We start from the raw sequence: 1,725 nt of genomic DNA on the forward strand, positions 1-1,725 counted from the left end.
ACAACGATTTAGACAGTGCGCTCCCCGCTCCTTGGAACATTAACCAAGATAGGAAAAAATTAGAAATAAAAATTGCCAGTAAAGAAGTCACCACCGCCGTAGTTGTCGATTGACCGACACCTTTGGCACCCCCAGTCGTCGTCAAGCCCCAGCTACAGCCGATGATCGCAATTAATGCGCCAAAACAAACCGCTTTAATCGGCGCGCTACAGATGTCCCAGGGGTTCAAAAAATTGCGCGCTGAGTCCAGAAATACTTGGGTAGTCAAGCCAAAGATACTAGTCGCCACTAGCAACCCACCAAACATGCCCGTGACGATCGACAAGATCGTCAGCAATGGCAACATGATACAGCAAGCGATCACGCGCGGAATCACGAGATAATCGACGGGATCGGTCTTGAGGATATACAATGCGTCGATTTGTTCGCTGACTTTCATCGTGCCAATTTCGGCGGCAAAGGCCGACCCGACCCGACCAGCCAAGACTACGGCCGTCAGCACGGGGGCGAGTTCGCGAGTCAGCGCAATTGCGAGTACGCCACCGACCACTTGTCCCGCACCCATAGTGATAAATTCTCGCGCCACCTCGATCGTAAAGACCATTCCGATCGTGGTCGATGTCACCAGCGAAATTAACAATGATTCTGGCCCTACCATCGCCATCTGCTCGATAATATTGGGGTAGTTAAATCTACCTTTGAGCATGTGGACGATTGTTTGTCCGCCCAGAAAAATTGCTGCAACCAACCGTGTAAACCATAAAGGCATATCAAATTTGAGGTTATCGATCGTTTATAATCCATCGATCGAGCTAATCTCGATCGTTACCAGTCAAGGCATTGGTTTGCGGCAACTCACGGCGATACCACGAGCTGCCAAGTTATCTCTCTAAAAAGTATGAACGATCGCGAGCCGAGTTTAGCCACGATTGCATTCATGTTTCGAGCAATGGGGTATTTTAAGAAAGGCTTTGTTTAGTTTCCTTCGGTAGTCGTAATTATATTTATGGTAGCAGTAGCAATTCTGGCAGCGGGCAAAGGCACGCGAATGAGATCGGACTTACCCAAAGTATTACACTTACTGGGAGGACGATCGCTGGTCGAACGGGTATTAATTGGTTGTGCGGAGCTTGAACCCGAACGACAATTGGCGATCGTGGGCTATCAGGCCGATCGAGTCAAGACCGCCATGCTCGACTATCCGGATTTGGAATTTGTCGAGCAAACACAACAACTAGGCACCGGACATGCCGTCCAACAGTTGCTGCCCCATCTAGCAGATTTTGAAGGGGATTTACTAGTCTTAAATGGGGATGTGCCGCTATTGCGTCCTGAGACTCTCAAAGCCCTCTTGCAGACCCACCAGCAGCATCAAAATGCGGCAACGATACTGACAGCCCAAATTGCTAATCCACAGGGCTACGGGCGGGTATTCTTCGATAACAACAATCTGCTCCAATAGATCTTCGAAGATCGGGATTGCACCGGTCTCCAACGTCAAAATCGGCGGGTGAATGCAGGCATCTATTGTTTTAATTGGCAAAAACTCCAGGCAGTTTTGCCCAAATTACAGAGCAATAACAGCCAGCAGGAATATTATATTACCGATGCGGTGAATTTCCTCTCGCCAGTGATGGTGTATGACGTGCCAGACGAACAGGAGATTTTGGGGATCAACGATCGCCGTCAATTGGCTACTGCCTATGAGATTCTCCAGTCACGAAT

Annotated in this window: 1 protein-coding gene and 1 pseudogene; one reads left to right on the forward strand and one right to left on the reverse strand. The window is 49.0% G+C overall.

Annotated features, from left to right (window positions below):
• Nucleotides 1–769: MlaE family lipid ABC transporter permease subunit (locus RMO27_RS18065; protein ID WP_309735070.1), on the reverse strand; the 769-nt coding region annotated here is incomplete at its 3' end.
• A 237-nt stretch (nt 770–1,006) separates the two neighbouring features.
• Here RMO27_RS18065 and RMO27_RS18070 point away from each other — a divergent pair.
• Nucleotides 1,007–1,725: pseudogene (locus RMO27_RS18070) on the forward strand (NTP transferase domain-containing protein); the annotation flags it as partial.

The organism is Chamaesiphon sp. OTE_75_metabat_556, assembly GCF_031378165.1.
GTDB lineage: Bacteria > Cyanobacteriota > Cyanobacteriia > Cyanobacteriales > Chamaesiphonaceae > Chamaesiphon.